This window comes from Serinicoccus marinus DSM 15273, assembly GCF_008386315.1.
GTDB classification, from domain to species: Bacteria; Actinomycetota; Actinomycetes; order Actinomycetales; family Dermatophilaceae; genus Ornithinicoccus; species Ornithinicoccus marinus.
On sequence record NZ_CP043808.1, the window covers coordinates 1,975,448 to 2,002,440 of the forward strand.

25 protein-coding genes and 2 pseudogenes are annotated in these 26,993 nt (G+C 72.9%); 11 read left to right on the forward strand and 16 right to left on the reverse strand.

All coding sequences use genetic code 11. The annotated features are described in order from the left end of the window. Positions 1 to 16: 16 nt before the first annotated feature. The gene (gene dusB / locus FU792_RS09290; RefSeq protein WP_022925606.1) at positions 17 to 1,231 is read right to left on the reverse strand and encodes a tRNA dihydrouridine synthase DusB; all 1,215 of its coding nucleotides are present in this window, start codon (positions 1,229 to 1,231) and stop codon (positions 17 to 19) included. Between the two features lie 137 nt (positions 1,232 to 1,368). Between dusB and FU792_RS09295 the strand changes: the two genes are divergently transcribed. Continuing rightward, complete coding sequence (locus tag FU792_RS09295; RefSeq protein ID WP_022925607.1) at positions 1,369 to 1,923, forward strand: QcrA and Rieske domain-containing protein; 555 nt, start codon at positions 1,369 to 1,371, stop codon at positions 1,921 to 1,923. On the opposite strand, the gene FU792_RS09300 is transcribed toward FU792_RS09295, so the two are convergent. Further along, a complete protein-coding gene (locus FU792_RS09300) occupies positions 1,855 to 2,751 on the reverse strand; it encodes a LysR family transcriptional regulator ArgP (RefSeq protein ID WP_022925608.1) in 897 nt (298 codons plus the stop codon). The two genes, FU792_RS09295 and FU792_RS09300, sit on opposite strands and share 69 nt — an antisense overlap. 82 nt (positions 2,752 to 2,833) lie before the next feature. On the opposite strand from FU792_RS09300, the gene FU792_RS09305 reads away from it, so the two are divergent. Then, positions 2,834 to 3,445, forward strand: coding sequence for a LysE/ArgO family amino acid transporter (locus FU792_RS09305; RefSeq protein WP_022925609.1), 612 nt, complete (start codon positions 2,834 to 2,836; stop codon positions 3,443 to 3,445). Positions 3,446 to 3,576: 131 nt separating this feature from the next. On the opposite strand, the gene FU792_RS09310 is transcribed toward FU792_RS09305, so the two are convergent. Then, complete coding sequence (locus FU792_RS09310) at positions 3,577 to 4,974, reverse strand: glycine--tRNA ligase (RefSeq protein ID WP_022925610.1); 1,398 nt, start codon at positions 4,972 to 4,974, stop codon at positions 3,577 to 3,579. 89 nt (positions 4,975 to 5,063) lie between these two features. Here FU792_RS09310 and FU792_RS09315 point away from each other — a divergent pair, with 89 nt between their 5' ends. From FU792_RS09315 to FU792_RS17325, 6 genes are all read left to right on the forward strand, one after another. Continuing rightward, positions 5,064 to 5,441: a DUF6703 family protein gene (locus FU792_RS09315; protein ID WP_022925611.1), complete on the forward strand. Its 378-nt coding sequence runs from the start codon at positions 5,064 to 5,066 to the stop codon at positions 5,439 to 5,441. Positions 5,442 to 5,548: 107 nt separating this feature from the next. Further along, the gene (locus FU792_RS09320) at positions 5,549 to 6,580 is read left to right on the forward strand and encodes a metal ABC transporter substrate-binding protein (RefSeq protein ID WP_022925612.1); all 1,032 of its coding nucleotides are present in this window, start codon (positions 5,549 to 5,551) and stop codon (positions 6,578 to 6,580) included. Then, positions 6,577 to 7,317 (forward strand): metal ABC transporter ATP-binding protein, encoded by a 741-nt coding sequence (locus tag FU792_RS09325; protein ID WP_022925613.1) that lies wholly within the window; start codon positions 6,577 to 6,579, stop codon positions 7,315 to 7,317. Before FU792_RS09320 ends, FU792_RS09325 begins: the two co-directional genes overlap by 4 nt. Beyond that, positions 7,314 to 8,318, forward strand: coding sequence for a metal ABC transporter permease (locus FU792_RS09330; RefSeq protein WP_022925614.1), 1,005 nt, complete (start codon positions 7,314 to 7,316; stop codon positions 8,316 to 8,318). Before FU792_RS09325 ends, FU792_RS09330 begins: the two co-directional genes overlap by 4 nt. Beyond that, positions 8,315 to 8,701 carry a Fur family transcriptional regulator gene (locus FU792_RS09335; protein ID WP_022925615.1) on the forward strand — a complete coding sequence of 129 codons (387 nt, stop codon included), beginning with the start codon at positions 8,315 to 8,317 and terminating at the stop codon, positions 8,699 to 8,701. Before FU792_RS09330 ends, FU792_RS09335 begins: the two co-directional genes overlap by 4 nt. Before the next feature lie 133 nt (positions 8,702 to 8,834). Next, positions 8,835 to 10,253 carry a GNAT family N-acetyltransferase gene (locus FU792_RS17325; RefSeq protein ID WP_022925616.1) on the forward strand — a complete coding sequence of 473 codons (1,419 nt, stop codon included), beginning with the start codon at positions 8,835 to 8,837 and terminating at the stop codon, positions 10,251 to 10,253. A gap of 75 nt (positions 10,254 to 10,328) precedes the next feature. On the opposite strand, the gene FU792_RS09350 is transcribed toward FU792_RS17325, so the two are convergent. Beyond that, on the reverse strand, positions 10,329 to 11,123 hold the full coding sequence (locus FU792_RS09350; RefSeq protein ID WP_022925617.1) for an isoprenyl transferase: 795 nt from the start codon (positions 11,121 to 11,123) through the stop codon (positions 10,329 to 10,331). Further along, entirely contained in the window at positions 11,120 to 11,851 is a 732-nt protein-coding gene (gene recO / locus FU792_RS09355) for a DNA repair protein RecO (RefSeq protein ID WP_022925618.1), read from the reverse strand. The genes FU792_RS09350 and recO overlap by 4 nt, the downstream gene beginning before the upstream one ends. Before the next feature lie 92 nt (positions 11,852 to 11,943). On the opposite strand from recO, the gene FU792_RS09360 reads away from it, so the two are divergent. Beyond that, positions 11,944 to 12,576 carry an alpha-ketoglutarate-dependent dioxygenase AlkB gene (locus FU792_RS09360; RefSeq protein ID WP_028131128.1) on the forward strand — a complete coding sequence of 211 codons (633 nt, stop codon included), beginning with the start codon at positions 11,944 to 11,946 and terminating at the stop codon, positions 12,574 to 12,576. 6 nt (positions 12,577 to 12,582) lie between these two features. On the opposite strand, the gene ptsP is transcribed toward FU792_RS09360, so the two are convergent. The 3 genes from ptsP to dhaK are packed head-to-tail and all read right to left on the reverse strand — an operon-like array spanning position 12,583 to position 16,715. Then, positions 12,583 to 15,072, reverse strand: coding sequence for a phosphoenolpyruvate--protein phosphotransferase (gene ptsP / locus FU792_RS09365; protein ID WP_022925620.1), 2,490 nt, complete (start codon positions 15,070 to 15,072; stop codon positions 12,583 to 12,585). 10 nt (positions 15,073 to 15,082) lie between these two features. Next, positions 15,083 to 15,709, reverse strand: coding sequence for a dihydroxyacetone kinase subunit DhaL (dhaL, locus tag FU792_RS09370; protein ID WP_022925621.1), 627 nt, complete (start codon positions 15,707 to 15,709; stop codon positions 15,083 to 15,085). Between the two features lie 4 nt (positions 15,710 to 15,713). Next, positions 15,714 to 16,715, reverse strand: coding sequence for a dihydroxyacetone kinase subunit DhaK (gene dhaK, locus FU792_RS09375; RefSeq protein WP_022925622.1), 1,002 nt, complete (start codon positions 16,713 to 16,715; stop codon positions 15,714 to 15,716). Positions 16,716 to 16,931: 216 nt separating this feature from the next. Here dhaK and FU792_RS19215 point away from each other — a divergent pair, with 216 nt between their 5' ends. Beyond that, positions 16,932 to 17,135 (forward strand): hypothetical protein, encoded by a 204-nt coding sequence (locus FU792_RS19215; RefSeq protein ID WP_022925623.1) that lies wholly within the window; start codon positions 16,932 to 16,934, stop codon positions 17,133 to 17,135. A 35-nt stretch (positions 17,136 to 17,170) separates the two neighbouring features. Here FU792_RS19215 and era read toward each other — a convergent pair. The 8 genes and pseudogenes from era to hrcA form a co-directional block, all read right to left on the reverse strand. After that, positions 17,171 to 18,093, reverse strand: a pseudogene (gene era, locus FU792_RS09385) (GTPase Era). After that, on the reverse strand, positions 18,083 to 19,537 hold the full coding sequence (locus FU792_RS09390; RefSeq protein WP_022925625.1) for a hemolysin family protein: 1,455 nt from the start codon (positions 19,535 to 19,537) through the stop codon (positions 18,083 to 18,085). The pseudogene era and the gene FU792_RS09390 overlap by 11 nt, the downstream one beginning before the upstream one ends. Then, entirely contained in the window at positions 19,534 to 20,055 is a 522-nt protein-coding gene (ybeY, locus tag FU792_RS09395; protein ID WP_022925626.1) for an rRNA maturation RNase YbeY, read from the reverse strand. Before ybeY ends, FU792_RS09390 begins: the two co-directional genes overlap by 4 nt. Beyond that, positions 20,052 to 21,111, reverse strand: a pseudogene (locus tag FU792_RS09400) (PhoH family protein). The gene ybeY and the pseudogene FU792_RS09400 overlap by 4 nt, the downstream one beginning before the upstream one ends. A 13-nt stretch (positions 21,112 to 21,124) precedes the next feature. After that, positions 21,125 to 22,525 carry an MFS transporter gene (locus FU792_RS09405; protein ID WP_022925628.1) on the reverse strand — a complete coding sequence of 467 codons (1,401 nt, stop codon included), beginning with the start codon at positions 22,523 to 22,525 and terminating at the stop codon, positions 21,125 to 21,127. Then, complete coding sequence (locus FU792_RS09410; RefSeq protein ID WP_022925629.1) at positions 22,522 to 23,253, reverse strand: 16S rRNA (uracil(1498)-N(3))-methyltransferase; 732 nt, start codon at positions 23,251 to 23,253, stop codon at positions 22,522 to 22,524. Before FU792_RS09410 ends, FU792_RS09405 begins: the two co-directional genes overlap by 4 nt. A gap of 3 nt (positions 23,254 to 23,256) precedes the next feature. Next, entirely contained in the window at positions 23,257 to 24,384 is a 1,128-nt protein-coding gene (dnaJ, locus tag FU792_RS09415) for a molecular chaperone DnaJ (protein ID WP_022925630.1), read from the reverse strand. Between the two features lie 84 nt (positions 24,385 to 24,468). Next, a complete protein-coding gene (gene hrcA / locus FU792_RS09420; RefSeq protein WP_022925631.1) occupies positions 24,469 to 25,488 on the reverse strand; it encodes a heat-inducible transcriptional repressor HrcA in 1,020 nt (339 codons plus the stop codon). Between the two features lie 91 nt (positions 25,489 to 25,579). Here hrcA and fumC point away from each other — a divergent pair, with 91 nt between their 5' ends. Continuing rightward, positions 25,580 to 26,986 (forward strand): class II fumarate hydratase, encoded by a 1,407-nt coding sequence (gene fumC, locus FU792_RS09425; RefSeq protein ID WP_052327871.1) that lies wholly within the window; start codon positions 25,580 to 25,582, stop codon positions 26,984 to 26,986. Positions 26,987 to 26,993 lie beyond the last annotated feature (7 nt).

The window sequence follows — 26,993 nt, forward strand, 5'->3', positions numbered from 1 at the left end:
CGCAGGGTGGAAGCGCTCAGCCCCCGCTGACCGACAGCTCGGCCTGCGCGACCTCGGCCTGCTGGAGCCCGTCGAGCTCACGGCTCTCGAGCCACCGGTCGGGCAGCGCCACGACGCGCGGCGACCCGGCGCGCCCCCGCTGGCCGTCGGCGGCCTCCCCCGGCCAGGGCTGGTCGAGGTCCAGGGTGGCGATGAGCTCGTCGAGGTCGGCGAGAGAGTCGACGAGCCCGAGCCGGTGCCGCAGCTCGCCCCCGACCCGGAAGCCCTTGGTGTACCACGCGATGTGCTTGCGGATGTCGCGGCAGCCACGACCCTCGTCCTCGTGGAAGTCCGCGAGCAGCTCGGCGTGCCGGCGCAGCACCCGGCATACCTCCCGGAGCGTGGGCTCCACCCGCACCCGCGAGCCGGCGAAGGCGGCCGCGAGGTCGGTGAACAGCCACGGCCGACCCAGGCAGCCGCGCCCGACGACCACGCCGTCGCAGCCGGTCTGCTCGACCATCGCCAGGGCGTCGTCAGCCGACCAGATGTCGCCGTTGCCGAGCACCGGGATCGAGGTGACGGCCTGCTTGAGCTCGGCGATCCGGGACCAGTCCGCCTGCCCGGAGTAGGCCTGCGCGGCGGTGCGGGCGTGGAGCGCCACCGCGGCCGCGCCCTCCTGCTCGGCGGTGCGTCCGGCGTCGAGGAAGGTCTCGTGGTCGGCGTCGATGCCGACGCGCATCTTGACGGTGACCGGTATGCCCGCCGGCGCCGCCTCGCGCACCGCGGCGCGGACGATCCCGCGGAAGAGGTCGGCCTTCCACGGCAGCGCCGCTCCCCCGCCCTTGCGGGTCACCTTGGGCACCGGACACCCGAAGTTGAGGTCGACGTGGTCGGCCCGGTCCTCCTCCGCGAGCATCCGCACCGCGGCCCCGACGGTGCCGGGGTCGACGCCGTAGAGCTGGATCGAGCGGGGCGTCTCCGCCGCGCCGTGCTCGATCAGCTTCATCGAGATCGGAGTGCGCTCGACCAGGGCACGGGAGGTGATCATCTCGCTGACGTAGAGGCACCCGGAGCCGGACAGGGTGGGCCGGTCGGGTGACCCGGCAGCGGCGAGCCCCTGGTCGCCGTACTCCCGGCAGAGCTGACGGAACGCCCGGTTGGTGATGCCGGCCATCGGTGCCAGCACCACGGGCGAGTCGATGGTGTGCGGGCCGATCTGCAGCGGCGGGAGGGCAGGGGCGGTGATCGTCATGGCGACCCCATTGTCCCATCGCCCGACCGGCGGCGGGCACGCGTCATCGCCTCCGCCAGCACCACCACCGGGACAACCACCGTCACCACGGGGCCTGCGCACAGCGCCTCCACAGGTTCGCCCGGTTGAGTGTCGGCATGACCACGAGGCAGCCGACCGGGTCGCGGTGCGGCCACGACCACCCGTGCCTCACCCGGCGCGCCGTGCTGGCGGTCGGGGGTGCGGCCGGCGTCGCCACGCTCGCGGCCTGCTCGGGGCCGGAGACCGGGGAGACCTCCGAGCAGGGTGCCGAGGCGATCGCGAACGTCTCCGACGTGCCGGTCGGCGGTGCCCTGGCGGCGACGACCGCTGCCGGAGAAGCGGTGCTCCTCACGCAGCCGACCGAGGGCGAGATCCACGCCTTCTCGACCGTGTGCACCCACCAGGGCTGCACCGTCGAGCCCGGCGAGGGCGAGCTGAGCTGCCCCTGCCACGGCTCCACCTTCGACCTGGGCAGCGGCGCACCGCTCGCCGGCCCGGCCGCGGCGGCGCTCCCCGGAGGTCACGGTGAGCGTCGGCGAGGACGGCTCGATCACCGGCTGAGAGCCCGCCGGGCGGCCACAGGGGATCGCGGCGTCGGACGGTCAGCGCTGGACCAGGGTGGCCGCGGCCCGCGCCGTCACGCACCGGGTCAGCACGTCCAGGGTGCGTGAGGGCAACCGTGAGCTCAGCCAGTGCAGCGGCACGTCGTGCTCGGCCCGAGAGCCGAGCGGCACCAGGTCGCCGTCGGCGAGCCAGTCCCGGGCCCACTCCATGGGGATCAGCCCCCACCCCATCCCGAGGCGCACCGCCTCGGCGAACTCCCGGCTCGACGCGATGACGTGGGCCGGCGGGTCGATGCCGCGGCGGGCCCACCGCCGGGCGACCCGGTGCTGCATCGTGTCCTTGTGGTCGAAGCGCACGATCGGCGCGGCGTCGAGCGCGGAGGCCCGCGGCCCGTCCGCGAACCAGCGGGCGTGGAAGTCCGGGCTGCAGGCCGCGACGTAGCGCATCGCACCCAGCCGCTCCAGCCTGCAGCCGGTGACCGGGCGCGGGTCGGCGGTCACCGCCGCCAGCGCGCTGCCCGCCCGGACCCGCTCCGAGGCGTGCTCCTCGTCCTCGCGCACCAGCTCCAGCACGATCCCGAGCTCCCGCTGCGCCCGCGCCAGCGCCGGCAGCAGCCAGGTGGCGAGGGAGTCGGCGTTGACCACGACCGCGACCTGCGGGTATACCCCCTCCCGCGCCTCCGGCACGAGCTCACCCATCGCCTCGTCGACGAGGAGGTCCCACTGACCGGCCAGCTTGAGGAGCACCTCCCCGGCCGCCGTGGCCCGCGCCGGCTTGGTGCGGGTGAGCACGATCTGCCCCAGCGAGGACTCCAGCGCGCGGATCCGCTGCGAGACCGCCGAGGGAGTGATGTGCAGCTGCTGAGCCGCCCGGTCGAAGGTGCCCTCACGCACCACGGAGGCCAACGTCCGCAGCCCGACGGGATCGATGTCCATGTGAAGCAAGACTAATGGTTGTGCAGAATCTTTTGCTGTGATCTGGTCAAGAGCACGGCACTGGCGGGCCTAGCGTGGAGACATGGACACCGTCACGCTCATCGCCACCGGCCTGCTCACCGGCATCGGTCTGATCGCCGCGGTCGGCGCGCAAAACGCCTACCTGCTCCGGCAGGGCCTACGCCGCCAGCACGTCGGCCCGTTGGTCGTGCTCTGCGCCGCATCAGACGTCGTCCTCATCGGCCTGGCGGTCCTCGGTGTCGGTGCGGCCGTGCAGGAGTGGCCGGCCTTCCTCGACATCGCCCGGTGGGGCGGCGGGATCTTCGTCATCGGCTACGGCCTCCACGTCGGGTGGCGCGCCCTGCGGCCCGGGGCCGGGCTGGTCGCGGGCGCGGGCGGTGGCCAGCTCTCGCTGCGCCGGGCGCTCACCACGATGGCCGCCCTGACCTGGCTCAACCCGCACCTCTACCTCGACGTCATCGTCCTGGGCTCGATCGCCAACACCCACGGCCCGGACGGGCGGTGGTGGTACTACGCCGGGCTGATCGCCGCGAGCGGCCTGTGGTTCGGCCTGCTCGGCTTCGGCTCGCGCGTCCTCGCCCCGCTGCTGTCCCGGCCCCGCTCCTGGCAGGTCCTCGACGGGCTCATCGCGCTCGTCATGCTGGCCATCGGCCTGGCGCTCATCACCGGCTGAGCAGCCCACAGGCCGAGGACGCGATCAGTCACCGGCGAGGAACCAGTCCCACGGGGTCATGACGCAGCAGGTATGCCCGCAGGTTGCCTCCGCGCGTGAACTCCTCGCGCGGACGCCACGGGCACCGGGACTCAGCAGCCGATCAGCCGCTGCGCGAGGTAGGACTCGACCTGGTCCAGGGAGACACGCTCCTGGCCCATCGAGTCCCGGTCGCGGATGGTGACCGCCTGGTCCTCGAGGGTGTCGAAGTCGACGGTGACGCAGTAGGGGGTGCCGATCTCGTCCTGGCGGCGGTAGCGCTTGCCGATCGCGCCGGCGTCGTCGACGTCGACCATCCAGTGCTGCCGCAGCCGCGACGCGAGGTCCTTGGCCTTGGGGGTCAGGTCGGCGTTGCGCGACAGCGGCAGCACCGCCACCTTGACCGGCGCGAGCCGCGGGTCGAGGCGAAGGACGGTGCGCTTGTCGACCCCGCCCTTGGTGTTCGGGGCCTCGTCCTCGGCATACGCGTCCACGAGGAAGGTCATGAGCGAGCGGGACAGGCCGGCTGCCGGCTCGATGACGTAGGGGACGTAGCGCTCGCCGCTGGCCTGGTCGAAGTAGGACAGCTCCTGGCCCGAGTGCTCGGCGTGCGTGGACAGGTCGAAGTCGGTGCGGTTGGCGATGCCCTCGAGCTCGCCCCACTCGCTGCCGGCGAAGTTGAAGCGGTACTCGATGTCGACGGTGCGCTTGGAGTAGTGCGAGAGCTTCTCGGCGGGGTGCTCGAAGTGGCGCAGGTTGTCGCTGTCGATCCCGAGGTCGGTGTACCACCGGGTGCGCTCGTCGATCCAGTACTGGTGCCACTCCTCGTCCTCGCCGGGCTTGACGAAGAACTCCATCTCCATCTGCTCGAACTCGCGGGTGCGGAAGATGAAGTTGCCCGGCGTGATCTCGTTGCGGAAGGACTTGCCGGTCTGGGCGATGCCGAAGGGCGGCTTCTTGCGCGAGGTGCCGAGCACGTTGGCGAAGTTGACGAAGATGCCCTGCGCGGTCTCCGGTCGCAGGTAGTGCAGCCCCGACTCGTCCTCGATGACCCCGAGGTAGGTCTTGAGCATCATGTTGAACGCGCGCGGCGTGGTCCACGCCTTGTTGCCGCAGTTGGGGCAGCTGATGTCGTCCAGCGGGACGTCGTCGGGGTCCACGTCCTTCCCCTTCTTCGCCGCCTTCTCCGCCACCGCCTCCTGCATGTGGTCGACGCGGAACCGCTTGTGGCAGGACTGGCACTCGGTGAGCGGGTCGGAGAACTCACCGACGTGTCCCGAGGCCACCCAGGTCTGGCGGGGCAGGATGATCGAGGAGTCCAGGCCGACCACGTCGTCGCGGGTCTGGACCATGGAGCGCCACCACTGGCGCTTGATGTTCTCCTTCAGCGCCACACCGAGGGGGCCGTAGTCCCAGGCCGAGCGCGTGCCGCCGTAGATGTCCCCCGAGGGGAAGACGAAGCCTCGACGCTTGCACAGGGACACGACGGTATCGACGGTGGAGGGAGCCATACCGCCAAGTCTAAGCAGCCGCGGGCGACCGTCCGGCCCACGCCACCCGAGCCGTCCACGGTGGGTCGACCGCGGACTACGCTGGTCCGGTGAGCACTCCCGATCAGCCGCACCCGACGCCCGGCCCTGGCGAGGGTGGCCAGGCCAGGCACGGCGAGGGGGCCGCGGTCGACGACCGCGGCCCGGGGCCGGTGCGGCTCTACGTCGAGCGGGCCAGCCGGCCGGCGCTGGAGGTGCTGGGGCGGCTGCCGGTGTGGCTGCCCTTCCTCGCGCTGCTGCTGCTCATCCTCGGCGGCGGAATCCTCGGCGGTCCCCTGGGGTGGGTCATGGTCGGCTCGGCCCTGGCCTTCGTCTGCTGGTTGCTCTACCTCTCCTGGCCGCGGATGACCCGTGTCGAGCGCCTCATGCGGGTCGCCGTCCTGCTCCTCTTCCTCGCCATCACCCTGGTCCAGCTCGTCCCCCGCTGACCACCCGGACGCGGCCGGTGGCCCGCGGTGGTTCGGTCGCCCTCCGCCAGGAGGCGCGGGTTCCCTGGCGTTTTGACAATCATTCTCAGTCTCGTGAGACTGTCGGTATGCCGCGTCCCACCCCTGCACTCGCCCTCACCGTGACCCTCGCCCTCGTGCTGTCCGGCTGCGGGGCGACCGAGGCCGCTACCGACGGGAGCAGCGGTGGTGACGCGAGCGGTGAGCTGCAGGTCGTCGCGAGCGTCTACCCGGTGGAGTTCCTCGTGGAGCGGGTGGCCGGGGACCACGCCACGGTGACGTCGCTCACGCCGCCCGGCGTCGACCCGCACAGCCTCGAGCTCTCCCCGCGCGACGTGGGTTCGCTCGGCAGCGCCGACCTCGTGGTCTACTCCGCCGGGCTGCAGGCGGCGGTCGACGAGGCCGTGGACAGCCAGGCCGGCGACATCGCCCTCGACGTGGCCCCGGCAGCCGACCTGCTCGCGCTCGACGAGACCGAGGAGGAGCACGCGGAGCACGCCGGCGGCGGGGAGGACGAGCACGGCGACGAGCACGAGGACTCCGAGGAGCACGCGGCCGACGAGCACGGCGCGGAAGAGCACGAGGGCCACGACCACGGCGGGGAGGACCCGCACTTCTGGCTCGACCCGGAGCGCTACGGGCGCGTGGCAGAGACGGTCGCCGACCGGTTCGCCGAGGTCGACCCGGCGCACGCCGAGGACTACCAGGCCAACGCCGCCGCCCTCGTCAGCGAGCTGACGGCCCTCGACGAGGAGTTCGTGGAGGGGCTGGCCGACTGCGCCAGCAGGGACGTCGTGACGACGCACGAGGCCTTCGGCTACCTGGCCCAGCGCTACGACCTGCACCAGCTCGGCATCACCGGCCTCTCCCCCGAGGCCGAGCCGTCCGCCGCGCGGCTGGCTCAGATCACCGCGCAGGTCGAGGAGCTCGACGTGCGGACCATCTACGCCGAGCCGATCCTCACCGATGCGGTCGCCCGCACCGTGGCGCAGGAGACCGGCACCCAGGTGCTGACCCTCGACCCGCTGGAGGGCATCACCGAGGAGTCCGCCGGGCAGGACTACCTCGCGGTCATGCGCGCCAACCTGCAGGCGTTGTCCGAAGGGCTGGACTGCTCGTGAACGGGGAGAGGGAGCCGGTCCTCGCCCTGACCGGCGCTGCCTTCGGCCACGACGGCACACCGGTCGTCTCCGGGGTGGACCTGACCGTCCGCCGCGGCGAGGTCGTCGCCGTCCTCGGGCCCAACGGCTCCGGCAAGACCACCCTCGTCACCGGCCTGCTGGGGCTCTCCCGGCACCTCGGCGGGCAGGTCGAGATCCTCGGCGCACCGCTGTCTCGCCTCTCCGAGCGGACCCGACCCGGCTACGTGCCGCAGCGGCATACCCTCACCGGCGGAGTGCGCGCCACCGTGACCGAGGTCGTCACGACCGGACTGCTGGCCTCCCGGCCCTGGTGGCGAGCGGCCGGTCGCGCCGACCGTGACGCGGTGCAGCGCGCGCTCGAGGCCGTCGGGCTCGCGGACCGGGCACGCTTCGACGTGGCGACCCTCTCCGGCGGGCAGCAGCGGCGGGTCCTCATCGCCCGCGCCCTCGTGGCGCGCCCCGAGGTCGTCGTCCTGGACGAGCCCACCGCGGGCGTCGACCGCGCCAGCCAGACCGTGCTCGCCGGGGTGCTGCAGCGCCTCGGCCGCGACGGCACCACGATGCTCGTCGTGACGCACGAGCTCGCCGCCCTGCACGGCGTCGTCGACCGCATCGTCGAGATCGACACCGGTCACCTCACCTTCGACGGCACGCCGCAGGAGTATGCCGAGCACCAGGCGCGGCGGGCCCGCGCGGCGGGACGGGGGGCGGCATGAGCGACATGCTGGCCCTGGACTTCATGCGCAACGCGCTGCTCGCCGCGCTCCTGGTCGGGCTCGCGGCGCCGATGGTGGGGATCTTCCTCGTGCAGCGCCGGCTGTCGCTCATCGGTGACGGGCTGGGGCACGTGGCCCTCGCCGGCGTCGCGATCGGCGTCATCACCGACAGCGCACCCGTCTGGACCGGCCTGGCGGCCGCGGTCCTCGCCGGGGCCGCCGTCGAGCTGGTCCGTGCGCGCGGCCGCACGTCGGGCGACATCGCGCTGGCGCTGATGTTCTACGGCGGCATCGCCGCCGGCGTGGTCATCATCAACCGCGTCGACGGCACCCAGACCGCCAACCTCACCGGCTACCTCTTCGGGGCGATCACCACGACCACGCGGGCCGACCTCGGCCTCTTCGCAGTGCTCTGCGCCGCCGTCGTCGTGGTCGTGACCGTCCTGCGGCAGCGGCTCTTCGCGGTCGCCGGCGACGAGGAGTATGCCCGCGCCGCCGGGTTGCGCGTCCTCGCCCTCAACATCACGCTGTCGGTCCTCACCGCCGTCACGATCGTCGTGGCCATGCGGGTAATCGGGCTGCTGCTCATCAGCGCGCTCATGATCATCCCCAACGCCGCCGCGCAGCAGGTCTCCGGCAGCTTCCGGGCCGCGACCTGGTGGGGTGTCGTGCTCGGGGTGGTGTCGTCGGTCGGCGGGGTGGTCACGAGCTACTACGCGGACACCGCCACCGGCGGCACGATCGTGCTGCTCGCCATCGCGCTCTTCGCCCTCGCCGTCGCGGCGGGAGCGGCGCGGCGCTCCCTCGCCGCCGCCCGTCACCGGCACGCCGAACGGCACCCGCACGAGCACGGCCTGGGCTGCGGCCACGAGGCGGTGGCCCACGGCGACCACGTCGACTACCTCCACGACGGCCACCGGCACGCGGCGCACGAGGGCCACTACGACGAGCACGCGGACCACGCGCATACCCTGGACGACCCGGAGGAGGTGCACCGATGAGCAGCCCACGACGACCCACCCGCCAGCAGAGCGCAGTCATCGACGCCCTGGGCTCGACCCAGGACTTCACCAGCGCCCAGGACCTGCACGCCACGCTGCGGGCCTCTGGCGACAAGGTCGGGCTGGCCACGGTCTACCGCACGCTGTCCACCCTGGCCGACGCCGGCGACGTCGACGTCCTGCGCACCGGGGACGGGGAGGCGGTCTACCGCAAGTGCTCCACCGGCCACCACCACCACCTCGTCTGCCGCGCGTGCGGGCGGACCGTCGAGGTCGAGGGCCCAGCCGTCGAGCGGTGGACCGACAGCGTCGCCGCCGAGCACGGCTTCACCGACGTCGCCCACACGCTGGAGATCTTCGGCACCTGCCGCGACTGCTCCTGAGCGTGACTGAGAACCGAGCCGGTTCGTCCACTCTGCGCCGGTTGGTCACATCGGAGCCTGTTCGTGGAGGCTCTCAGATGACGAACCGGCGGGACGTTGACCCACCGGCGTCCAGTCGGACGAGAGAAACTCGTTGCCCTCTCGCGCGGCGGCACCTAGCCTCACCGACACCACGGGCTTCACCCTCCGCGACTACGCCGACCTCGACGAGCCGTCCTGGCTCCGCTGCCGCGCCCTGTCTTTCCTCGGCTCGTCCTACTTCGACGACGTCAAGACGCACCGGACGGTCTTCGAGGGCGAGTCCCTGCAGCTGGTCGCGGTGTCACCCAAGCCGGCGGGGATGACGACCCCCGGCCCCGAGGAGGTCGTCGGCATCCTCGACGTCGAGCTGTGGGAGGACGAGGGCTCATCGGTCGCCACCATCGACACCGTCGCCGTCCACCCCGACCACCAGCGCGCGGGCGTCGCCGGGGCGCTCCTGGACGAGGCACTGGACCGGTTGCGGGGGCGCGACCTCGCCTGGATCGACGCCTGGACGCGCGAGGACCCGGAGGCCACCTCTTGGTATGCCGCGCACGGCTTCGTCGCCGACGAGACCTACCTGCACGTCTACCGCGGCGGCGACGAGCAGCACGCTGACGCGCACGGCGAGGAGGGCTTCGAGGCGCCCTTCGACCTCGGCGCGCCGGTCAAGGGCTTCTTCCACGGGCCGGACGAGGACCCGCAGCCCTGGCGGGAGCGCTTCGCCCGGGTGCACCAGTGCCGCCGCTACCTGCGCCGCCTCGACGTGACCGCGTGGCCGGAGGACCCGCGGCTCGCCGCGCTCTACGACCTGGAGAACTCCGGCACGTGGGACCACGACTGGTTCCGCGCCCTCGCGGCACGCGTCGGTGCCCGCCGCGTCACCGACATGGGATGCGGCACGGGGACGCTGACGATCGTGCTGGCGCGGGACGGGCACGAGGTCACCGGGCTGGAGCCCGCGCGGGCCAGCCTGGACGTCGCGCGGGCCAAGCCCGGCGCCGAGGCGGTCTCCTGCATCCACGGGTATGCCGACGCTCTCCTGGACGGGGCTGCCGACCTCGTCGTCATGACGGCGCACGTCGCGCAGTACTTCACCACGGACGAGGGCTGGGACGAGGTGCTCGGGCACCTGCACCGGCACCTCGTGCCCGGAGGTCACATCGCCTTCGACTCCCGGAATCCGGCGGCACGCGCCTGGGAGCGGTGGACCCCTGAGGCGACGCGGACGGCATACCAGCATCCGGACGGTGGCGACGTGACGGCGTGGGTGCAGGTCGAGCGGGTCGATGAGGTGCCCGGCGAGGTCAGCGGTGAGCCGCGGGGTCCGGTCGTCACGCACACCGGGCACACGGTCCTGCCGACGGCCCACCTCGCCTATCCCGAGAGCCTTCGCTTCCGCACCCGCGCCGAGCTGGAGGCCTCGCTCACCCGGGCCGGCTTCGAGGTGGTCGAGGTCACCGGTGACTGGGACGGCTCCCCCGCGACGCCCGACTCCCCCGAGCACCTGGTCCTCGCCCGGAGGACCTGACCCCTCTTCCCGCCGAGGGATCCCGGGTCCACCTCCGGCCCCCGACCTCCCCAGCGCCTCCCTGGGCCGCGCGGATCAGGACCCCGAGTCGCCGGGGGCATCCACCGCGCCGCCGTAACGCCGGTCGCGCGCGGCATACTGCTCGATCGCGCCCCACAGGTCGCGCCGGTCGTAGTCCGGCCAGAGCACGTCCTGGAAGACCATCTCGGCGTAGGCGCTCTGCCACAGCAGGAAGTTGGAGGTGCGCTGCTCGCCGGAGCTGCGCAGGAAGAGGTCCACGTCGGGGACCTCGGGGTGGTAGAGGTAGCGGCCGATCGTGCGCTCGTCGATGCCGCGCGGCGAGAGCCTGCCGGCCTTGACGTCCTCGCCGATCCTGCGGACCGCGTCGCCGAGCTCGGCCCGCCCGCCGTAGTTGACGCAGAAGTTGAGCGTGATGACGTCGTTGTCGCGCGTCTGCCGCTCCGCCGACTCCAGCTCGGAGATGACCGAGCGCCACAGCCGCGGCCGTCGACCGGACCAGAGGACGCGCACCCCCCAGGAGTCGAGCTCCTGGCGGCGCCGGTGGATCACGGCGCGGTTGAAGCCCATGAGGAAGCGCACCTCGTCGGGGCTGCGGCGCCAGTTCTCGGTGGAGAAGGCGTAGGCGCTGATGCAGGTGACGCCGATCTCGATGGCCCCGGCGATGACGTCGAGCAGCGCGGCCTCCCCGGCCTCGTGCCCCTGGGTGCGCTTGAGGCCGCGCTGGTTGGCCCACCTCCCGTTGCCGTCCATGACGACCGCCACGTGCCGGGGCACCAGGTCGCGCGGGACGGGGGGCGGTGTCGCGCCCGACGGGTGCGGGAAGGGCCGCCGCGGCTCCCGCGTGCTCACGGGGTCCGCTCCAGGTGGCGCAGCGAGCGCACGCCGCGTTCCAGGTGCCACTGCAGGTATGCCGCGACCAGCCCGCTCGCCTCGCCCCGGTGCCTGCTCTGGCTGGCGTCGGCGACGGTCCAGTCGCTGGTGAACAGCGCCCCCAGCAGGGCGAGGGTCTCCGGAGCCGGGGCGGTGGACCCCGGTGGCCGGCAGACCGGGCACACGACCCCGCCCGAGGGCACGTGGAAGGCGCGGTGCGGGCCGGTCATGCCGCAGCGGGCGCAGTCGGCGAAGCTGGCGCGCCACCCGGCGATCGCCAGCGCACGCAGCAGGTAGGAGTCGAGCACGAGGCGCGGGTCGTGCTCGCCCCCCGCGAGCGCGGCGAGCCCACCGGCGAGCAGCCGGAAGTGCTGCAGCGCGGGCGTGCCCTCCTCCGTCAGCTGCTCGCAGGTCTCCAGCATGACGCTGGCCGCGGTCCAGGAGGGGTAGTCGCGGGAGATCGTGTCGCCGTAGGGCGCCAGCCCGTCGGCCTGGGTGATGGTGTCGAGGCTGCGGCCCTCGTAGCACTGCACGTCGACGACCATCCCCGGCTCGAGCCGCGCGCCGAACTTGCTCGACGTGCGCCGGACGCCCTTGGCGACGGCACGGATGCGGCCCCGGGTGCGTCCGAGCAGGATGACGATCCGGTCGGCCTCGCCCAGCTTGTAGGTGCGCAGCACGATCGCGGCGTCACGGTAGGTGGGCATACCCCAGTGTCCCACCACGCCCCCGGCGGCGGTCGGCGCGGCACACCGCCCGATCCCTGGCGCAGATCGAACACGTGTTCTATGCTGAGGTGATGATGCTGCAGGGTTCGCTGCTGGACCAGGTCGACGAGGTCGGCCTCCGCCCGCTGGAGGCGCTGCGGCGCACCCGGCTCGACCACGGCGCCTGGGTCGACGTCCGGCCGGGGTGGCTGACCGGCTCCGACGAGCTCTTCACCCGGCTCGCGCTCGGCGGTCCCGCGGGCGTGGCGTGGCACGGGGAGGAGCGCCAGATGTGGGACAAGCAGGTGACCACGCCACGGCTGCTGCGCTTCTACCGCGAGGGCGAGCGGCTCCCGGACCCGGTGCTGGAGCGGGCCCGGGTGGACCTCAGCACGAGGTATGCCGACGAGCTCGGCGAGCCCTTCGTCTCGGCCGGGATGTGCCTCTACCGCGACGGCCGCGACAGCGTGGCCTGGCACGGGGACCGGATCGGGCGCAGCAAGGACCAGGACACGATGGTCGCGATCGTCTCGCTCGGCGCACCCCGGGCGCTGCTCCTGCGGCCGCGGGGCGGCGGCGCCAGCATCCGGCACGTCCTCGGCCACGGCGACCTGCTCGTCATGGGCGGGTCGTGCCAGCGCACCTGGGACCACTGTGTGCCGAAGACGACCACCCCGGTGGGCCCTCGCATCAGCATCCAGTTCCGCCCCCGCGGGGTCCGCTGAGAGGTCTCAGGGAGGGGTGAGCAGGAGCTCACGCACCGCGGCGGCGTCGCGGGCCGCGACGGCACCGGCGGCGAGGTCCTGCAGCTCCCGCAGTGACACGGTCCGCAGCCGGGCCTTCACGGTGGGCACCGCGCTCGGCGAGGCGCTGAGCTCGCGCACCCCGAGGCCGACGAGCAACCCGGCGACGTCCGGGTCGCTGGCGAGCTCTCCGCAGACGCTGACGACGACGCCCTGGGGCGCACGGTCGCAGATGTAGCGCACGAGCTGGAGCAGCGCGGGGTCCAGCGCGTCCGACCACCTGCTCACTGCAGGGTTGCCGCGCTCCGCGGCGAGGGTGTACTGGCTCAGGTCGTTGGTGCCGATCGAGACGAAGTCCAGCCCCCGGGCGAGCCGCGTGAGCCGCACCGCGACCGCCGGGACCTCGACCATGATGCCGACCCCGAGCTGGTGCGGCGGGGCGGACAGACCGACGCGACGCGCGGCCTCCTGGAGGCGGGCCCGGGACCAGTCGACATCGTCGACCGAGGTGACCATGGGGAAGAGCACGTTGATCCGGTGGGTCCGCGCCACCCGGCACAGCGCCTCGAGCTGGTCCAGCAGGAGACCTGGGTCGTCACGGAAGGCGCGGATGCCCCGGACCCCGAGGAAAGGGTTGGCCTCCTCGGCGACGGGGATGAAGTCCAGCGGCTTGTCGCCGCCGACGTCCCACGTGCGCACGGTCACCGGGTGCGGTGCGAAGGCCTCCGCCATGGCGGTGTAGACCTCCACCTGCTGCTCGACGGTCGGCGCCCGGTGCCACTGGGCGAAGACGGCCTCGGTCCGCACCAGCCCCGACCCCTGCGCGCCGAGCCCCGCTCCGAGGCGGGCGGTGGCCACCGATGAGACGTTGGCCTTCACTGCCACCCTGGCCCCGTCCCTGGTCAGGGCCGGCAGGTGGGCGTCGGCCAGGGCGCGCTCGCGCTCGCGGCGGCGCCGGTCCAGCATGTCGCCGAAGGCCGCCTGGACCTCGGCCGGCGGGTCGATCTCGAGCCGCCCGGAGCGCACGTCGAAGGCGATCATCGTGCCCGCTGTCACGGCCGCCCGGTCCCCCACCCCGGTGAGCACCGGGACGCCACGGGCCCGCGCGATGAGCACGCCGTGACCCAGTCCGCCCCCGCGTCGGGTCACCACCCCCTGGATCTCGGCCGCGTCCAGCGAGATGGCGAGTGCGGGATCCAGCTCGTCGACGACGAGGATCCCCTCGCCCAGCGACTCGGGCTCGGTGACCCCCAGCAGGAGACGCATCACGCGCTCCCCGATGCTCCGCACGTCCTGCGCCCGCTCCTGCAGGTAGGCGTCCGGCAGCCGCTCGAACCTGTCCGCCACGGCGTCGACCGCGTCCTGCCAGGCCAGTGCTGCCGGGCGGCCCTCCCCGATGCGCCGGTCGGCGTCCGCGCTGAGCTCGGGGTCGCGCAGCAGGGTCGCGTGCGCGTCGAAGACTTCCGCCTGTCCCTGGCCCAGGTGGCGCCGGGCGTGGCCCGCCAGCTCGCGCAGCCGCTCGAATGCCGCGTCCACGGCCTCGCCCAGCCGCCCCCGCTCCTCCGCGGGAGATCCCGTCTCCAGATCGCGCGGCTCCGGCACGGTCTGGTCGAGCACGGCCGGCCCCATGGCCGCCTCCAGCCCGGACCCGGCCACCCCCGGCTCCTCGGAGACCGCCGGTGCGGGCGTCTCCACATCGGCCATCGGCTCGGCGGGTCCGGGCTCGTCCCCGAAGGCGGTGCGGGCGAGCTCGGCGATCTGCGCGAGGACCTGCTCGGCCTCTTCGCCGGTGGCCTCCACCCGCAGCACGTGTCCCTGCTGTGCCCCGAGCGTCGCCACCCCGCTCAGGCTGAGCGCGTCGACCGGCCCGGTGCCGATGGTCTGGTTGCGCACCCGCACCCGGGTGCCCGGCGACACGGTTCCGGCCGTCGTGACGAGCCGTGCGGCCGGGCGGGCGTGGAGCCCGTGCTCACCGGTCACCGACACCTCGATGCAGTCCCACTCGCAGGGGTCGTCCGCGGCCTCGCCCTGGGCGTCGCCCGGCGTCTGATCCGCCGCGCCGGGCTCGCCGAGGTGGGTGCGCTTCGCGTCGAGACCCCGGACCGCCTCGGCGGCGCAGGCGTCGAGGTCCGCCCCGGTGCCGGCGGCGACCACGGCGGCGATGAGCCCCTCGACGAGCGGCGCGGCGCTGAGCCGCACCCGCTCGGCCACCTCGGGCTCGAGCATCTCGAGGGCCATCTCGCCGGACAACACCGCGCTGCCGAGGTCGAGCAGGACGAGCACGCCCTCGCCGCCGCTCGCGGCGTCGGCACGGGTGACTGCCTCGGAGATGGCGAGGGCGTCGGTGCCGGTCGTGTCCTCGTCCAGCCCGGCGGCGACCTCGACGGCGGGCCCCTCGGCCGAGCTCATCTCCGCGGCGAGCGCCGCCGCCGCCCGCGCCAGGGGGCGGCTGTGCGAGACGACGACCAGCGAGATCATCGGGAGGCGCTCACGACAGGGTCTGCGCGGCGGCCTCGATGAGCACGGTGGCGCTGGTGGCGCCGGGGTCCTGGTGTCCGGCGCTGCGCTCGCCGAGATAGGAGGCGCGACCCTTGCGCGCGATCATCGGCTCGGTCGCGTCCCGGCCCTCTGCGGCGGCCTGGGCGGCCGCCTGCAGCGACTCCCCCAGCCCGGCGCCGGTGGCCGAGGTCTCGTCGAAGGCCTCCAGCGCGGGTGCCAGCGCGTCATACATGGTCTTGTCGCCCGCCTCGGCCTTGCCGCGCGCCACGATGCCCTCGACCCCTGCCCGCAGGGCCTGCCCGAACTCACGGGGACCGATGTCGTCGCTGGAGGCCAACGGCCCGGCGAGACGCAGGAAGAAGGTGCCGTAGAGCGGGCCGGAGGCGCCGCCGACGGTGCTCACGAGCGTCATGCCGACCTTCTTCAGGTAGGCGTCCACGCTCGTGAAGTCCTCCTGCTCGGCGAGCTGGGCACAGGCGCCGAAGCCGCGCCTCATGTTGCTGCCGTGGTCGGCGTCGCCGATGGCACGGTCGAGCTCGGTCAGGTCGTCGGCGCGCTCGTCGATGCCTGCGGCGCAGGCGGCGATCCACGCCTGGAATGAGTTCAGGTCAGCCATGTGCTCATCCTCCCCATCGCAGGCCGGGAGTGTCCACAGGAGCGTCCCACAGGCGCGTCATCTCCTCGTCGGCGCGCAGCAGCGTGACTGAGCACCCCGCCATCTCCAGCGAGGTGATGTAGTTGCCGACGAGCGACCGGGCCACCTCGATCCCCGCGTCGTCCAGGAGGCGCTGCACCTCGCCGTACATGAGGTAGAGCTCGAGCAGCGGGGTGCCGCCCATGCCGTTGACGAAGGCGATCACCTGCTCGCCACGCTCCAGCGACAGATCCGAGACCACCGGCTCGACCAGTCGTGCGGCGATGTCCCGGGCGGGCGCGAGCTTCTCCGTGGACCGGCCCGGCTCGCCGTGGATCCCGATCCCGATCTCCATCTCGTCGTCGGCGAGCTCGAAGGTGGGCTTCCCCGCAGCGGGAACGGTGCACGAGGTCAGCGCGATCCCCATGGAGCGTCCCTGCTCGTTGACCCGACGGGCCAGGGCGGCGCAGGACGCCAGGTCCTGCCCCTCCTCGGCAGCGGCCCCGACGATCTTCTCCAGCAGCACCGTCACGCCGACGCCGCGCCGCCCGGCGGTGTAGAGGCTGTCCTGCACGGCGACGTCGTCGTCGGTGACGACAGCCTCCACCTGGATGCCGGACTCGCCGGCCAGCTCGGCGGCCATCTCGAAGTTCATGACGTCGCCGGTGTAGTTCTTGACGACGTGCAGCACCCCGGCGCCGCCGTCGACGGCGGTCGTGGCGGCGAGGATCTGGTCGGGGACCGGCGACGTGAAGACCTCCCCGGCGCAGGCGGCGGAGAGCATGCCGCGACCGACGAAGCCGCCGTGCAGCGGCTCGTGGCCGGAGCCGCCGCCGGAGACGAGGGCGACCTTGCCGGAGACCGGCGCGTCGGCCCGGAGCACGAGCTTGTGGTCGAGGTCGACGCGCAGCTGGTCGGGGTGGGCGGCCGCCATCCCCGCCAGCGCCTCGACGACCACGTCGGCGGGGTCGTTCAGGAGCTTCTTCATAGGCGTCACTCTGCCACGGATCGCGACCAGGGGCGCAGGTATGCCGATGTCGCGTCCCGGGGTCGGCCGAGGTAGACGCCGCGCCGCGCGGCGGATGCCGACCTGGGGCACGATGGCGGCGTGAGCAGCGAGCAACAGGGTGACGCCGTCCGTGCGGCACGCCCGCCGCGGGCCACCGTCGGCCGGGAGGCCGACCCGACGGACCGGTGCTGATCGATGACCACCTCACACCGGGCACGCTGCGCGCGATGCGACGGCCTCGACTTCGAGCGCATCGCCGACGACCCCGGCGAGGGCCCTGTCGTGGAGGACCAGTGGCACGGCATGACCGTCCGGTTCACCTATCGCTGCACCGCGTGCGGTGAGCAGACCCGGCTCATCCCTCCGGGACGGGACGAGCCCTACCCCACGCGGGGCTGAGCGCACGACTCACCCCGGTGTGAGCCCACCCCGGCTCAGAAGCCGAGCCGGTCCGGGCCTTGGGGTCGCGCTGCCAGTCCTTGGCCACCTTGACGTGCAGGTCGAGGTGCACGCGGTGGCCGAGCAGGTCCTCGATGCCGCGCCGGGCCTCGGTGCCGACCTCGCGCAGCCGTGAGCCGCCACGGCCGATGATGATCGCCTTCTGGCTGGACCGCTCGACGAAGACGTTGACGCGCACGTCCGACAGCGGGGAGTCCTCCGGGCGGTCCTCGCGCGGCACGATCTCCTCGACCTGCACGGCCAGGCTGTGCGGGAGCTCGTCGCGCACCCCCTCGAGCGCGGCCTCCCGGACCAGCTCGGCGATCTGCACCACGGTCGTCTCGTCGGTGATCTGGTCGGCGGGGTAGAGCGGGGGCGAGACCGGCAGGTGGGCCGCGAGCAGGTCGGCAACCTCCTCGACCTGGTCGCCGCCGGTGGCCGAGCACGGAATGATCGCGTCCCAGTCGCCGAGACCGTCGATCGCGACGAGGTGCTCGGCCAGCCGGTCCCGGCTCACCGTGTCGGCCTTGGTCGCGATGGCGATCACGGGCACCTTCCGGACCCGGTGCAGGTCGGCGAGATCGCGCGCGATGAAGGTGTCGCCGGGTCCGACCCGCTGGTCGCTGGGCAGGCAGAACCCGATGACGTCCACCGACAGCAGGGTCTCGCGCACCAGGTCGTTGAGCCGCTGCCCCAGCAGCGAGCGCGGGCGGTGCAGGCCCGGGGTGTCGACGTGGATCAGCTGCGAGCTGTCGGTGGTGCGGATGCCGCGGATCGCGTGCCGCGTGGTCTGCGGCTTGGAGGAGGTGATCGCGACCTTGCTCCCGACGAGCGCGTTGGTCAGCGTCGACTTCCCGGCGTTGGGTCGGCCGACGAGCGAGGCGAAGCCCGCGCGGTATGCCGTCTGCTCAGCGGACACGGGTGCTCACCTCGTCGTCGTGGCGGTCTCTGTCGCGATCACGGTGTCGAGGGCGGTCGCGGTCGCGAGGACGGACGGCCTCTGCCTCGTGACCCTCGCCACGCCTGGTCGCAGCCGCGCGGTCGCTGCCGTCGTCCTCGTCGGCCTCATCGTCGTGGCCGTCGTCGATGGCCTCCGGCTCGGGAACCCGGCGGACCAGGACCGTCGCCACCCGCCGCCGACGACCGGCCATGCGCTCGGCGGTCAGCTCCAGACCGGCGAACTCGCCGACCGCACCCTGGATGGGCACCATCCCGATGGCGGTCGCGAGCAGCCCACCCACCGAGTCGACGTCCTCGGTCTCGATCTCGACGTCGAACATCTCGGCGAGGTCGTCCACCGGCAGGTTCGCCGGGACGCGGGTGCGGGTCGTCCCGTCCTCGTCGACGACCTCCTCCACCTCGACGCTGTCGCGGTCGTACTCGTCGGTGATCTCCCCCACGATCTCCTCGACGATGTCCTCGATGGTGATCAACCCTGCCGTGCCGCCGTACTCGTCGATGACCACGGCGACGTGCTGCCGGCCCTGCTGCATCTCCTTGAGCAGGTCGTCGACCCGCTTCATCTCCGGGATCCGCTGCACCGGCCGCATCACCTCGGTGACCGGCACGGCGTCCGCGGACGCGGCTCGGCTGTTGACCGCCCGCGCCACGTCCTTGAAGTAGAGCATCCCGAGCACGTCGTCGGTGTCCTCGCCGACCACGGGCACCCGGGAGAACCCGGAGCGCAGCAGCAGCGACATCGCCTGCCGCAGCACCTTCTCGGCCTTGATGGTCACGAGGTCCGGGCGCGGCACCATCACCTCGCGGGCGACGGTGTCGCCCAGCTCGAAGATCGAGTGGATCATCTCCCGCTCGTCGTCCTCGATGACCGAGGACTCCCCCGCCAGGTCGACGAGCTCGCGCAGCTCGGTCTCGGTCGCGAACGGCCCCTCGGTATACCCGCGTCCCGGCGTCACGGCGTTGCCGAAGACGACGAGCAGCTTAGCGACCGGGCCGAGGAAGAGGCGCAGCAGCCGGACCACCGGCGCGGCGACCAGGGCCACCGACTCGGTGTGCTGCCGGCCGAGGGTGCGCGGCGAGACGCCCACGACGACGAAGGTGAGCACCGACATGATCGCGATCGCGATGAGCGCGGTCTGCAGGTGGGAGTCGGTGAGCACGTCGACCGCCACCGTCACCATGACGGCGGTCGCCGCCTCGGCGGCCACCCGCACGAAGGCCGCGACGGCGAGGTAGGGGGCCGGGTCGGCGCTGATCCGCAGCAGCGCCCGCGCCCCCGAGCGCCCCTCGTCGAGGAGCTGCTCCACCCGGCGGAGGGTCACGCGCTGCAGGGCTGTCTCCCCCGCCGTGAGCAGGAAGGCGATCACGGTGGTCACCAGTGCCACCAGGACCAGCGTGGTCACGCCTGGCCCACCACGTCGTCGTCCGCCGCCCGGGTGGTGCGACCCCGGTGGGCCAGGAAGGTGAGCAGCAGGGTGCGCTGCAGGTCGAACATCTCGCGCCGCTCCGCCTCCTCGGCGTGGTCGAAGCCGAGCAGGTGCAGGATGCCGTGCGTGGTGAGCAGCAGCATCTCGTCACCCACGGCGTGCCCGGCCTGCGTCGCCTGCTTCCGGGCGACCGACGGGCAGAGCACCACGTCCCCCAGCACCCCGCCAGGCTCACCCTCGCCGTCGCCGTGGCTCGACCCGCGACCTCCCGGACGCAGCTCGTCCATGGGGAAGCTCATGACGTCGGTCGGGCCGGGCAGGTCCATCCACCGCTCGTGCAGGTTGGCCATCGTGTCCTCGTCGACGAGCGTGATGGTCAGCTCCACGCGAGGGTTGACCCGCAGCTGGTCCAGGACGTGACGTCCGAGGTCGGCCAGCTCGCTCTCCGGGACCGGTGAGGGGATCTCCCCGGACTCGTTGAGGACCTCGATCATCCGCTGCCCTCTTCCGGCCCGGGTTCAGGACGGGGCGTAACCCGTGCCTCGCGCCGGGAGCCGGCGCGGCGCGCCCGGTCGTCGAAGCGGCCGTAGGCATCGACGATGTCGCTGACCAGCCGGTGCCGCACGACGTCCTGGCTGGTCAGGTGCGAGAAGTGGATGTCATCGACGTCGGCCAGGATGTCCTGGACCACCCGCAACCCGGACCGGGTGCCGCCCGGCAGGTCGACCTGGGTGGTGTCACCGGTGACGACCATCTTGGAGCCGAAGCCCAGCCGGGTGAGGAACATCTTCATCTGCTCGGGCGAGGTGTTCTGCGCCTCGTCGAGGATGATGAAGGCGTCGTTGAGCGAGCGCCCCCGCATGTAGGCCAGCGGCGCGACCTCGATGGTCCCGGCCGCCATGAGCTTCGACATCGAGTCGCTGTCGACCATGTCGTGCAGCGCGTCGTAGAGCGGCCGCAGGTAGGGGTCGATCTTGTCGGTGAGGGTGCCGGGCAGGAAGCCCAGTCGCTCCCCCGCCTCGACCGCGGGGCGGGTGAGGATGATCCGGTTGACCTCCTTGGCCTGCAGCGCCGCCACGGCCTTGGCCATCGCGAGGTAGGTCTTGCCGGTGCCGGCCGGGCCGAGCCCGAAGACGATGGTGTGCGCGTCGATCGCCTCGACGTAGTGCTTCTGGTTGAGCGTCTTGGGCCGGATGGTCTTGCCCCGGTTGGACACGATGTTCATCGTCAGCACGTCGGCCGGCCGGTCCGAGGTCGCCGTCCGCAGCATGCCGATGCTGCGCTCGACGGCGCGTCCGGTTGAGCGGCTGCCCGCGCCCCACGATCGCGAGCAGCTCGTCGACGAGGCGCTCGACCAGCGCCAGCTCGGCGGAGTCGCCGGTGAGCCGGAACTCGTTGCCGCGCACGTGCACGTCGACCTTGGGGAAGGCGCGCTCGACGGTGCGCAGGAGCTCGTCGCGGGGACCGAGAAGGGTCACCATCGGGACCTCGTCGGGGATGACGACGGTATGCGTGGGCTGCGGTGCGGCGGTCGGATCGGTCTGCGTCATGAGGGATCCCAGTCTAGACGGCGGCACGGACAGGCGCCGGGTCCGCGGGACGGGCCCGCAGCGCGCTGCCCACCGAGAGCAGCCCGACCGCGACCGCGACGACCAGGGTGCCGACGAAGGCGGTGTGGGGGGCGGTGGCGTACGAGACGCCGAAGACGACACCGGTGACCGCCAGGACGAAGGCACTGGTCAGCGCTTCTCCCACCTGCAACGAGGAGGAGTTGCGCCCGATCTCGGCCTCCGGCGACAGCCGCATCGTCAGCAGCGAGGTGGTCGGGTAGGCGATCCCCACCCCGAGCGTGGCGAGACCGTAGAGCGCGATGACCGCCCACCCGGGCCACGAGGCCGACACGGACACGGCCAGGAGCACCATGAGGACGGCATACAGCAGCGTGCCCGCGACCATGAGCCGATAGCGGTCGCGGCCCGGGCCGACGCGCGCCTGGCCCCACGATCCGAGCGCCCAGGTGCACGACGCGACGGCGAGCACGGCACCCGCCTGCGCCGGGCTGTAGCCGTGCTCGTCGCGCAGCATGAGCGGCAGGTAGGCCTCGGCCGCGATGAACGACCCGCCGAGGGCCGCGCGCACACCGACCACCGAGGGCAGCCCCCGCCGCAGCGAGAGCGTGCCCCGCGGCAGCAGGCGGCGGGCCGCCAGGACCAGCAGGACCAGGACGACCGCGCCGACGGCATACTCCCAGCGACTGAGCCGGTCGCCGGCGAGGTTGAGCAGACCCACGCCGAGCGCGGCGACCACCGCCCAGCCGATGACGGAGCCGCGCAGGTAGCCCGCGTCGTCACCGGGGTAGGTGGCGCGCAGCGCCGGGCGGAGGACCCAGACCGACAGCAGGACCACGGGCACCACGCCGAGGAAGACCCACCGCCAGGACAGGTGCTCGACCAGGGTCCCGGTCAGCAGCGGACCGGCGAGACCGGGCAGGACCCAGGCCGCGGCGAGCAGGGAGAAGACCGCGGGGCGCAGGCCGTCCGGCACCCGCTGGGCGATGACGACGTAGATCGCCACCGAGGCCAGCCCACTGCCCAGGCCCTGCAGCGCCCGCCCGACGATGAGGACCTCCATCGTCGGCGCGAGCCCGGCCACGAGCAGCCCGGCGGAGAAGACCGCGGCGCCGGCGACGACCACCGGCCGGGGCCCGGAGCGGTCGGACCACCAGCCCGCGAGGATCATCCCGACCACGCTGAGGGCGACGGTGGCGCCGAAGGCCATGTTGTATAGGTGGTAGCCGTCCAGCGCCTCCGCGACCGTCGGCATGGCGGCGCCGACGGCGATGTACTCCAGCGCGAACATCGCGATGAGCACGGTGGCGCCGACCGAGGCGCTGCGGATGCCCGGGGCGAAGACCGCCCCGCTGCGGGGAGCCGCCTCCCGCGTCGTCCTTGCGCTGCTGCTCACCGCCACCTGCCCGAGGCGCCGAGCACGGCGAGCGCCGCCGGGCCGGCGGTGGAGGTCCGCAGGACGGTCCGCCCCAGACGGACCGGTCGGGCACCGGCGTCGACCAGGTCGTCGAGCTCCTCGGGAGAGATCCCGCCCTCGGGCCCGACGACGAGCAGCAGGTCCCCGGAGTCCGGCAGGTCGACCGAGGCCAGCGGCTGGGTCGCCTCCTCGTGGAGCACCAGGGTCAGTGCGCTCCCCGCGACCCGGTCGAGCAGACCGGTGCGCCCGACAGGCTGGCCGAGCGCGGGCCGGCGCAGCCGTCGCGACTGCTTGGTCGCGCTCGCCAGCGCCTGGTCCCAGCGGCGCAACGACTTGGCGACGCGCTCCCCGCGCCACCGGACGACGCTGCGGTCGGCCTGCCACGGCACCACCTCGTCGACGTCTAGCTCGGTCGCGGCCTCGATCGCCTGCAGGTCGCGGTCGCCCTTGGCGAGCGCCTGGGCGAGCACCAGGCGCAGTGCCGGCTCGGGCTCGTCCAACCGCTCCACGACCTCGAGCTGCAGCTCGGACCGCTCCGCACCAAGCACCCGGCAGCGCGCGCCCCGACCCCGGCCGTCGGACAGCAGCACCGTCTCCCCTGCGGTGATGCGCTGCACGGTCGCGGCGTGCCGCCCCTCGGTGCCCTGCAGCCGCGGTCGGTCCGTCCCGAGCTCCTCAGGGTCGACGAGGAAGAGCGGGTCGCTCACGCCTCACCGGCCCCGCAGGGCGTCCCACAGGCTGTGCTTGCGACCGGCGCCACCGCCGGAGCTGCCCATGCGGCCGGTCGGGCTGGACTCACCGCGGCTCTCGGCGAGCTGCGCGAGCAGCTCGCGCTGCCGGTCGTCCAGCTTGGTGGGCACCTTGACGTCCAGGTGGACGACCAGCTCGCCCCGTCCCTGTCCGCGCAGGTGGGTGACGCCCTTGCCGTCCAGGGAGAGGGTGTGCCCCGGCTGCGTGCCTGGGCGCAGGTCCACCTCGACCGGCCCGTCCAGGGTCTCCACCGGCAGGGTCGCCCCCAGCGCGGCGGCCGTCATCGGCACCTCGAGGGTGCAGTGCAGGTCGTCGCCGCGCCGGGTGAAGACGTCGTGCGGCTCGACCGCGATCTCGACGTAGAGGTCGCCGGGCTCACCGCCGAAGGGACCCACCTCGCCCTCGCCGGCGAGCGCGATCCGGGTCCCGGAGTCGACGCCGCCGGGCACCTTGAGGGTGAGGTCGCGCCGGGTGCGGACCCGGCCCTCGCCGGAGCAGTCGAAGCAGGGGTGCTCGATGACGTCGCCGAAGCCGCGGCAGGCCTGGCACGGCCGCGAGGTCATCACCTGGCCGAGGAAGGAGCGCTGCACCTGCTGGACCTCACCACGTCCGCTGCAGACGTCGCAGCTGCGGGTGCCGGTGCCGGGCTGGGCGCCGGCGCCGCTGCACGTGCTGCACACCACCGCGGTGTCGATCTGCAGGGTCTGCTCGCCACCGAAGACGGCGGTCTGCAGGTCCACGTCCAACCGGATGAGCGCGTCGTGCCCGCGCTGGGTGCGCGAGCGCGGCCCGCGGGCGCCGGCCGCGGTGCCCCCGAAGAAGGCATCCATGATGTCGCTGAAGGTGAAGCCCTGCCCGAAGCCACCGGTCGCGCCGCCGTAGGGGTCCTGCCCCCGGTCGTAGGACGCGCGCTTGGCCTGGTCGCCCAGCACGTCGTAGGCCTGGCTCACCCGCTTGAACTCCGCCTCCGCCTCGGGGCCGGGGTTGACGTCGGGGTGCAGCTGGCGGGCCTTCTTGCGGTAGGCCTTCTTGATCTCCTCGGCGCTGGCCTCGCGGGCCACCCCGAGATCGGCGTAGTAGTCGTTCACGGCGTAGGACGTCCTTGCGGTCGTGGCGTGTGCGGTCTGGTCGGGTTCAACGATGGGCGAGGTCGGGGTATGCCGTGAGGTGGCTCACCCATCCAGGATGTCGGCGACGTAATGGGCGACGGCGCGGACGGTGGTCATCGCCTGCGGGTAGTCCATCCGCGTCGGTCCGACCACCCCGAGCCCGCCGGCGGTGCCGTAGGTGGTCGCGACGACGGAGGTCGTGCGCAACGGCTCGTAGGGGTTCTCGGCGCCGATGGAGACGGCGACGGTGCTGGCGTCGTCGAGGCTCGCCATGCTCCCCATGAGCTTGAGCAGGACGACGTGCTCCTCCAGCGCCTCGAGGACCTGCGAGAGAGACGTGGGGAAGTCGCTGCCGACGCGTGCCAGGTTGCCGGTGCCCGCCATGGCGATGCGCTCCTCGGTCTGCTCGTCGGCGGCGTCGGCCAGCGCGTCGAGGACGACCTCGGCGAGCGCGCGGTCGGCGGGGGCCACCCGGGTGCCGGTCGTGGCCGTGCCGGCGGCGACCGTGCTGAGCCGCTCGCCCACCGTGAGCTCGTTGACGACGGCCCGCAGCTGCGCGACCACCTCGGGCTCGAGGGTGAGGTCACGCGCGACGTCGACCACCCGCTGCTCCACCCGCCCGGTGTTGACGATGAGGACGATCATGAGGCGGGTGCCGCCCACCGGGACCAGCTCGACGTGCCGGACGGTGGAGCGGGACAGGCTGGGGTACTGCATCACCGCGACCTGCTGGGTGAGGCTGGAGAGCAGGCGCGTGGTGCGGGAGACGACGTCGTCGAGGTCGACGGCGCCGTCGAGGAAGCGGGCGATCGCGGTCCGCTCGGCCCGGGTCATCGGCTTGATCTGCTGCAGCCGGTCGACGAAGAGGCGGTATCCGGCATCGGTGGGCACCCGCCCCGCGCTGGTGTGCGGCGCGGTGATGAGTCCCTCCTCCTCCAGCACGGCCATGTCGTTGCGCACCGTGGCGGCCGAGACGCCCAGCTGGTGCCGCTCCAGCAGGGACTTGGAGCCGACCGGCTCCGAGGTCCGCACGTAGTCCTGCACGATCGCGCGCAGCACGTCCAGCCGTCGGTCGTCGCTCACCGGTCTGCCTCCTCCCTGGGCACTCATTGGCACTCGTCGGACAGGAGTGCCAGTCTACGGGAGCGGCGAGGGGAGGCATACCATGTCCGCCATGGACAGCGGAGTGCGCATCGAGACGGACAGCATGGGCGAGGTCGAGGTCGCCGCCGACCGCTACTGGGGGGCGCAGACGCAGCGCAGCATCCGCAACTTCCCCATCGGCCAGGACACCTTCGTCTGGGGGCGGCCGATCATCCGGGCGCTGGGGATCCTCAAGAAGGGCGCCGCCCAGGCCAACGCCGAGCTCGGGGAGCTCCCGCAGGACGTCGCCGATCTCGTCGTCCGGGCGGCCGACGAGGTCATCGCCGGCGACCTGGACGACCACTTCCCGCTCGTGGTCTTCCAGACAGGGTCCGGCACGCAGAGCAACATGAACAGCAACGAGGTCATCTCCAACCGCGCCATCGAGCTGGCCGGCGGCGAGATGGGCAGCAAGACCCCGGTGCACCCCAACGACCACGTCAACCGCGGGCAGAGCAGCAACGACACCTTCCCCACCGCCATGCACATCGCGGTGCTGCTGGAGCTGCGGGACCGGCTCGAGCCGGGGGTCACGACGCTGCGCGACACGCTGGCGGCCAAGGCGGAGCAGTATGCCGACGTCGTCAAGGTCGGCCGCACCCACCTGCAGGACGCCACTCCCATCACGCTCGGCCAGGAGATCGGCGGCTGGGTCGCCCAGCTGGACTACGCCCTGGGCGAGGTCCGGCACGCCGGGGAGGGGCTGCGCGAACTGGCGATCGGCGGCACGGCGGTCGGCACCGGGCTCAACGCCCACCCCGGCTTCGGCGCGCTCGCCGCGCGCAAGATGGGCGAGGAGGCGGGGATGGAGCTGCGCAGCGCGGACAACAAGTTCGCCGCGCTCTCCGCGCACGACGCGCTGGTGCAGACCTCGTCCTCGCTGCGGACCCTCGCGGGGGCCCTCATGAAGATGGCCAACGACGTGCGGTGGCTGGCCTCCGGGCCGCGCAACGGCATCGGCGAGCTGCTCATCCCGGAGAACGAGCCGGGCAGCTCGATCATGCCGGGCAAGGTGAACCCCACCCAGTCCGAGGCCATGACGATGGTCGCGACGCGAGTCTTCGGCAACGACGCGACCGTCGGCTTCGCCGGCAGCCAGGGCAACTTCCAGCTCAACGTCTTCAAGCCGGTCATGGTGCACGCGGTGCTCGAGAGCATCCGGCTCATCGCGGACGCCTGCCTCGCCTTCGACGCCGGCTGCGCCCAGGGCATCGAGCCGCACACCGAGCGGATCGAGGCCAACCTGGCCAGCAACCTCATGCAGGTCACGGCGCTCAACCCGCACATCGGCTACGACAAGGCGGCCGCGATCGCCAAGTCGGCCCACAAGTCCGGGCAGACGCTGCGCGAGGCGGCCCTGGAGAGCGGCCACCTCACCGCCGAGGAGTTCGACGCCTGGGTCGTGCCGCTGGACATGACCCGACCTCGGCAGGTCTGACTCGTCC

Bases quoted from the DNA above. Each gene is read 5' to 3' on its own strand.
- FU792_RS09360 (WP_028131128.1), top strand. From the start codon at position 11,944: ATGATGCTGCAGGGTTCGCTGCTGGACCAGGTCGACGAGGTCGGCCTC.
- dusB (WP_022925606.1), bottom strand. From the start codon at position 1,231: ATGACGATCACCGCCCCTGCCCTCCCGCCGCTGCAGATCGGCCCGCAC.
- dhaK (WP_022925622.1), bottom strand. From the start codon at position 16,715: ATGAAGAAGCTCCTGAACGACCCCGCCGACGTGGTCGTCGAGGCGCTG.
- ptsP (WP_022925620.1), bottom strand. From the start codon at position 15,072: ATGATCTCGCTGGTCGTCGTCTCGCACAGCCGCCCCCTGGCGCGGGCG.
- FU792_RS09330 (WP_022925614.1), top strand. From the start codon at position 7,314: ATGAGCGACATGCTGGCCCTGGACTTCATGCGCAACGCGCTGCTCGCC.
- fumC (WP_052327871.1), top strand. From the start codon at position 25,580: ATGGACAGCGGAGTGCGCATCGAGACGGACAGCATGGGCGAGGTCGAG.
- recO (WP_022925618.1), bottom strand. From the start codon at position 11,851: ATGCCCACCTACCGTGACGCCGCGATCGTGCTGCGCACCTACAAGCTG.
- FU792_RS09310 (WP_022925610.1), bottom strand. From the start codon at position 4,974: ATGGCTCCCTCCACCGTCGATACCGTCGTGTCCCTGTGCAAGCGTCGA.
- FU792_RS09300 (WP_022925608.1), bottom strand. From the start codon at position 2,751: ATGGACATCGATCCCGTCGGGCTGCGGACGTTGGCCTCCGTGGTGCGT.
- FU792_RS09335 (WP_022925615.1), top strand. From the start codon at position 8,315: ATGAGCAGCCCACGACGACCCACCCGCCAGCAGAGCGCAGTCATCGAC.
- ybeY (WP_022925626.1), bottom strand. From the start codon at position 20,055: ATGATCGAGGTCCTCAACGAGTCCGGGGAGATCCCCTCACCGGTCCCG.
- FU792_RS19215 (WP_022925623.1), top strand. From the start codon at position 16,932: ATGACCACCTCACACCGGGCACGCTGCGCGCGATGCGACGGCCTCGAC.
- dhaL (WP_022925621.1), bottom strand. From the start codon at position 15,709: ATGGCTGACCTGAACTCATTCCAGGCGTGGATCGCCGCCTGCGCCGCA.
- FU792_RS09305 (WP_022925609.1), top strand. From the start codon at position 2,834: ATGGACACCGTCACGCTCATCGCCACCGGCCTGCTCACCGGCATCGGT.
- FU792_RS09295 (WP_022925607.1), top strand. From the start codon at position 1,369: ATGACCACGAGGCAGCCGACCGGGTCGCGGTGCGGCCACGACCACCCG.
- FU792_RS09320 (WP_022925612.1), top strand. From the start codon at position 5,549: ATGCCGCGTCCCACCCCTGCACTCGCCCTCACCGTGACCCTCGCCCTC.